The following is a 6401-nucleotide window of genomic DNA, read 5'->3' as shown; positions in this document are numbered from 1 at the left end:
AAGCATCTTTATTTTCAAATGATTCATACACCAATTCCATTTCTTGATTAAACAAAAAAAATCCCCAACCTTAAATAAGAGTGGGGATTATGTTCTATCTGCAAGATCGTTCAAGTTTTCTTCTTAGCTCCTTAACCGATCGGCATTAACCTTGCGAGGTAGGTTTTAATCAATTGAGATTGAGCTTCTTAATCTTTAATTAATAATAATGTTATTTAATTAGTAACAAGCTCATCTTCAGCACGAGATAACATCGCAAACTCTTCTTCAGCAGAAGAGGCCACTAAGTTGTTTCTGCCGACTAAAGCGTAATAAGCCATGCCAATAACAAATAGCACCAATGTAAAGTAGAAAGCTCTTACATCGTAAGCATACACACCCGTTAGTGCGATTAAAGACAATACGAATGAAATACCAGAAGTCACCACACCACCTGGTGTTTTGTATGGGCGATTAAGATTAGGTTGCTTAATACGTAATAGAATGTGACTACCAGACATCATTGCGTATGACACCGTTGCACCTACAACCGCCATTGATAACATTAAGTCACCTTCACCCGTTAGCGATAATAGAAAACCTAACACGCCAGGTACGATAAGTGCACGTACAGGTACTTTACGTTTACTGGTTAATGATAATTTTTGTGGTAAGTAACCTGCACGAGATAATGCAAATACTAAACGGCTATATCCGTAGATAATAGAGAAGAATGAAGCAACAAGACCTGCTAAACCTAATACATTAACCATGGTCGCAATATTTGGGTTACCCGTCATTTTTAATGCATCAACTAACGGTACAGCACTGCCTGCAGTCACTTGTGCACCAGCAGCACCAGCCACTAATACAACAACAAGAATGGCAGTGAATAATAAGAAGATCATTGCTGCGATAATACCTTTAGGCACATCTTTAGCGGGATCTTTTGCTTCTTCAGCAGCAAGCGGTACACCTTCTACGGCAAGGAATAACCACATTGCAAAAGGTAGTGCAGCCCAAACACCATAATAGCCCATTGGTAAAAATTCTGTACCGCCCGCTGATGGGACAATATCGAATAAGTTATCAACATTAAACTCAGGTAACAGCACAACGCCTGTTGCTATGATTGCTAATACAGCTAATGCACTGATCACCATCATTACTTTTAATGCTTCACCTGCACCAAAAATATGGATACCGACAAAAACAAGATAGAAAGCAGCATAAACAAGCGGCCCATCAAGCCCTAATAGTTCATTAACCGAAGAACCAATAAAAATTACAATCGCAGCAGGCGCAAGTGTATATTCAATTAATACGGCTAAACCAGTGAGATAGCCACCAGCCGGCCCCATCGCTTGGCGAGCAAAACTATAGCCTCCACCAGCAGCAGGAATAGCCGCTGACATTTCAGCAAGTGATAATACAAGTGTTAAGTACATCACGCCCATTAATACAGCAGCAATGACGAAGCCGCCCCAACCTGCTTGAGCAATACCAAAGTTCCATCCAGCGAAATCACCAGAAATAACATATGATATCCCTAAGCCTGCAAGCAAGATCCAACCTGCTGCTCCCTTCTTTAATTGTCTTTGAGCAAGATACTCTTCGTTATTAGACATAATACTTCCTTTTTTATTTTGGTTAGATAGTTAAAATTAATTGTTATATATGAAGCAATAACGGGTTAAACCGTTAAGCAAAATTGTTGTGTATCATCGATATCAAGTAATGAATCTTCAGAGCGATCTTTTAAATTCACCCCCGTTAGTTCAAGGCGATGGGATTCAGTGAGTAAATAGTGTCCCTTATGTACCGCAGCTTGGTACTTCAAACCTTCAGGGCGAATATTTGAAATGCAATTACGTAATGAATCTTCAATACCGCGTTTAGCATTCCATGTTAAATACATCCCCATACTGTCTGGTGAACTTAGTCCCGGACGTTCACCAATCAGAAGTACAACTTGTTTAGCATTCAAGGCTTCACAAACATCGTCTCCCACGGCAACACGCCCCTGTTGAACCACACAGATAGGGGCGATATTTAATTTTTTATTGGACTCTTCATTGAGACGACTAATAAAAAGTTCTATAAAGTTTTTTGCATGATGGCTAATCGCATAAGAAGATAAACCGTCAGCAAGCACAAACACTAAATCGTAGCGTTCACCTACCGCAGGCTGTAAAGAAGAGATAGACTTTTCGTCCAATTGACGGCCTAAATCTGGACGTTGTAGGTATTCCATACGGTCACGCGCTTTGCTATGTAACTTCTGCATTGGTAAGTAAGGTTTTAATACTTCAGACTGTTCAAATTGCTCACATAATTTATCGACATCGAGTGGCACATGCACCGCATCAATAGCTTGCGCATGAGAAAGCTGAAAGCGTAGTAGTTCTGATGTAGGAAGACTTGTACCAACGCGACCTAGACCAATACGCGCATCAGTAAACTGACGTAACTTTTCCCACGGGTCTTTATGGACTATTTTTGAGTCATTAGGTTTAATGTCACTCATGAAAGCTCCTTGATCATATTTAATGGATGAGCAAAGCGATCAGGTAATGTATTACTTAATTGGGTAAGGTTATCAGCGGGTGCCAATTGCATTTTTTTAAGCCATTGATCAAACTCTGGTGCAGGGCGAAGTCCTAACACCTGACGAGCATAAAGAGCATCATGGAATGATGTTGTTTGATAGTTAAGCATGATGTCATCAGAGCCAGGAATACCCATGATAAATGAACACTCTGCAACACCTAGTAGCGTCAGTAAGTTATCCATATCATTCTGATCGGCATAGGCGTGGTTGGTATAACAAATATCGCATCCCATTGGTAAACCCAATAGTTTCCCACAGAAATGATCTTCTAAGCCTGCACGAATAATTTGTTTCCCGTCGAAAAGGTATTCAGGGCCTATAAAGCCAACGACTGTATTAACTAATAAAGGTTTAAATTTACGTGCTACTGCGTAAGCACGTGTTTCACATGTTTGTTGATCCACACCGTGATGGCCGTTAGCAGAAAGCGCGCTACCTTGACCTGTTTCAAAATACATCACGTTATTGCCGACCGTTCCGCGTTTTAATTCTAATGCGGCTTGATGAGCTTCATTTAATACATTGAGGTTAACGCCAAAGCCTTGATTGGTTGCTTCTGTGCCACCAATCGACTGAAAAACCAGATCCACAGGTGCGCCAAGTTCTATTGCTTCAATGGTGTTAGTCACATGTGTTAATACACAAGACTGCGTTGGTATCTCATAATGCTGAATAACATCATCCATTAATTTCATTAATTTCACTGCTTGTGAAACGCTATCAGTGGCAGGATTGATACCTAATACAGCATCACCACTGCCATACATTAAGCCATCAAAAATAGTCGCCGCAATGCCATTCACATCATCTGTTGGATGATTAGGTTGTAAACGTGTTGATAAATGTCCAGGTAAGCCAATAGTGTTACGAAATTGAGTAATAATATTGCATTTTTTAGCGACTAAAATAAGGTCTTGGTTACGCATTATTTTGCTAACCGCCGCCACCATTTCAGGTGTGATACCTGCACGAATACGTTTGAAATCAACTTCAGTTGTTGTCTCTTGTAATAACCAATTACGAAAATCGCCAACAGTTAAATGTGAAATATCAGAAAATGCAGCTGCATCATGTTCGTCAATAATAAGACGCGTTATTTCATCTTTTTCATAAGGGATGAGTGTTTCTTCAAGAAAGGTTTTTAACGGTAATTCTGCCAATAGCATTTGTGCGACAGCACGTTGCTCTGACGACAGCGCAGCAACACCAGCCAATTGATCACCTGATCTCATTGGTGATGCTTTAGCCATCAAATCAGCAAGATTATCAAATCGATAAAGGTGAGTACCTAGCTGATAGCGATAATTGGACATGTAAAATACCTCAAAACATTAAATTCGGCGCAAACTTTGCAAACTAATAACGACGTAGATTGCGAGGATCGTTCCAACTGAATAACGCTATTACGCAAAAACAAAATTGCTTTTAAAACAGTATGTTAAGTAAAGAGCGCCTCAAATTGAGGCATAAATAAGAAAAGGCGGAAAAATGGGGTTTATAAAGCAGCACCAAGGTAGTACCGCCTCTGCACTAGAAAGGTGCAAATCATTTACTTTTGATGTCAATCAACAAGCAGAGAGTCTAATTCAGTGGGAACAACGCTATAACCAACACAGTAGCGGTACATTCAGTGGTTATTTAGATGAATTAAAGTTAGGGGGAATTCACTTCTTTGAAGAATTCACTAACCGCACATTACAACAACAATGTTGTGTGAAACACGACAATCTATGGCTTGGTTTTTCATTGCAACCGCAAAGGCCGAAAATAAATAACAGCGAAATAATCGGAGGGCAATTAATGACGCGTCCTTCAGGTATTGAATTTGAATTAATAACGCCACCAGACTTTCATATTTATGGCCTTGTGATTAATAAAAAGAGTATTAGTGAGGAGATGATTGGAGGAGATTACGATCTATGGCAAAACCAAAGTCATACTATGCAGGCTTCACGACCTAATCATTATGTGAGTTATGAGCTAGCGAAGTTGATTAGTTTATTATTGAATAATAATAACTCACCCATGGGAAGTAATAGTATTTTCGGCGATGAGAATCCTGCTCGGTTAGCCAGATTAACGCCACTTATTACATCTAAAGTAGCGGATTTATTAACACAAACAGAATATGGTTTTAATGAAGTGAAAGTAACACAACAAACCACTCAAAGAGTGATTGCTGATATTACTCATTACATTAAAGAAACAAATAGCTACCCTCTTACGATTACTGAACTATGCCAAATAACCAACGTCAGTCGACGAGCATTGCAATACTGTTTTGAACAAGGCTTTGGCATGTCACCTATTCAATACATAAGAGATTGTCGTCTCAATGAAATCAGACGCCTTTTATTAAACGCAGATAATGAACTCGGTATTGCAGACCTTGCACTCGATTTTGGTTTTTTTCATATAGGAACATTCAATGCACAATACAAAGATTTATTTGGTGAAACGCCGACGCAAACGATAAAGCGTTCGGATACTTATCAGCATGTCATCATTCATCAAGATACCTTTAAGAAATAAAACTTGATGGGTATTTAAAATAAGTGGGCAGATTAAATTGTTCATCACGACCAAAATTTATCCATGATATTCAGCTTTTTATTTAATAAAGCGCCTCAGTGAATAAAAGCAATCCACATTAATCACAACGTATTCACAAAAGCAGAGTGATTAGCAAAATAATGCGAAAATATTAAGCCAAATACTCCCAGTAATAATTGCACTCTTTAATCTGTCACCTCTATGATATTATAAGTGTTCTTTTACTGATAGAAGTTGCCACTATGTCCCATCCATTACTCGATCGAGCAATCGATATTTGTAAGTCAAATAATGTACGCTTTACAGCCGTTCGCCAGCAGGTGTTTACACTAATGGCAGAACATAAAGGTGCAATTACAGCTTACGAACTATTAGAGCAACTACAGAAATTCGATAGCAAAGCAAAACCCCCAACGATTTATCGTGCTCTTGATTTTTTATTAGATAATCATTTCATTCATCGTATAGAGTCATTGAACTCTTATCTGATGTGTTGCCATCTAGGTTGCGAACATCCGATGCAATTATTGATTTGTGAGAAATGTAAACGAGTGATCGAAGTCAGTGACCCCATTATAGATGAAGCATTCTCAACTAAAGCTTCTCAGTTTGGCTTTAAGATAACGAACAAAGTATTAGAAGCACATGGCGTTTGCGACAGATGTATTGCCTAACGAATGACAAAGTAACCCTCGTTTAATAAACTGTCACTAATAAATAATGAAGGTTGTATTTATCAATACTTTTAGCCTTCATTTTTTCTTCTTTCACATAACCTTCTTAAACAAACTTTCAAACAAGCACTGAAATTAACGGGCAGATTCAACATTGAAATGTATAACAGCTAAGCAGCGTTGAAAAAATAGATTAATTCATTTCAAAAAATAACGATTCCATCGACACATCATACTTCTGAACATATAACCGTTACCATTCAATATGCAAAAATCAGCAAGCGCTGAAATGAACTGATGCGAGGTAGAAAGAAGAAGATCTAACGGGTTAAGTCAGCACTTTCTAACAATGAAGATGTTTGCTTCACAGTTTGCCCTCTGGCTCGTTAGCTTGAACAAAGCACTTTGAACACTAATCGGTATATGACCGATATTACATATCGAAGAAAGTGCTTAATGTAGTGGTCAAGTAAAACTGGCCATCTTGTTAGAGGTTTTTACGTTTTCTTTCTCTGCTGCTAATGGTGAAAATCCGCCGTTAAACTGATGTGGGCGATATCGATTGTAATAGCCATTTATATAAT

At 38.6% G+C, this 6401-nt stretch carries 5 protein-coding genes; 2 read left to right on the top strand and 3 right to left on the bottom strand.

Annotation, left to right across the window (positions count from 1 at the left end):
- Window positions 1-215: 215 nt before the first annotated feature.
- The 3 genes from eat to SP041_RS20440 all read right to left on the bottom strand — a co-directional run bounded on the left by eat (window position 216) and on the right by SP041_RS20440 (window position 3903).
- Window positions 216-1607: an ethanolamine permease gene (eat, locus tag SP041_RS20450; protein WP_025563382.1), complete on the bottom strand. Its 1392-nt coding sequence runs from the start codon at window positions 1605-1607 to the stop codon at window positions 216-218.
- Between the two features lie 65 nt (window positions 1608-1672).
- A complete protein-coding gene (gene eutC, locus SP041_RS20445; protein ID WP_025563381.1) occupies window positions 1673-2506 on the bottom strand; it encodes an ethanolamine ammonia-lyase subunit EutC in 834 nt (277 codons plus the stop codon).
- Complete coding sequence (locus tag SP041_RS20440) at window positions 2503-3903, bottom strand: ethanolamine ammonia-lyase subunit EutB (RefSeq protein ID WP_025563380.1); 1401 nt, start codon at window positions 3901-3903, stop codon at window positions 2503-2505. Before SP041_RS20440 ends, eutC begins: the two co-directional genes overlap by 4 nt.
- A gap of 175 nt (window positions 3904-4078) precedes the next feature.
- On the opposite strand from SP041_RS20440, the gene SP041_RS20435 reads away from it, so the two are divergent.
- Window positions 4079-5122, top strand: a complete 1044-nt coding sequence (locus SP041_RS20435) for a helix-turn-helix domain-containing protein (protein WP_025563379.1) — start codon at window positions 4079-4081, stop codon at window positions 5120-5122.
- A gap of 263 nt (window positions 5123-5385) precedes the next feature.
- Window positions 5386-5817: a transcriptional repressor gene (locus SP041_RS20430; protein ID WP_025563378.1), complete on the top strand. Its 432-nt coding sequence runs from the start codon at window positions 5386-5388 to the stop codon at window positions 5815-5817.
- Window positions 5818-6401 lie beyond the last annotated feature (584 nt).

This window comes from Psychromonas sp. SP041, from assembly GCF_000470315.2.
Taxonomy (GTDB): domain Bacteria; phylum Pseudomonadota; class Gammaproteobacteria; order Enterobacterales; family Psychromonadaceae; genus Psychromonas.
The sequence above is the reverse complement of the archived record's forward strand: the minus strand, read 5'-3'. Positions and strand labels throughout refer to the sequence as shown.

Excerpts from the sequence above, each read along its gene's own strand:
- eat (WP_025563382.1), bottom strand. The coding sequence starts at position 1,607 with ATGTCTAATAACGAAGAGTATCTTGCTCAAAGACAATTAAAGAAGGGA.
- eutC (WP_025563381.1), bottom strand. The coding sequence starts at position 2,506 with ATGAGTGACATTAAACCTAATGACTCAAAAATAGTCCATAAAGACCCG.
- SP041_RS20440 (WP_025563380.1), bottom strand. The coding sequence starts at position 3,903 with ATGTCCAATTATCGCTATCAGCTAGGTACTCACCTTTATCGATTTGAT.
- SP041_RS20435 (WP_025563379.1), top strand. The coding sequence starts at position 4,079 with ATGGGGTTTATAAAGCAGCACCAAGGTAGTACCGCCTCTGCACTAGAA.
- SP041_RS20430 (WP_025563378.1), top strand. The coding sequence starts at position 5,386 with ATGTCCCATCCATTACTCGATCGAGCAATCGATATTTGTAAGTCAAAT.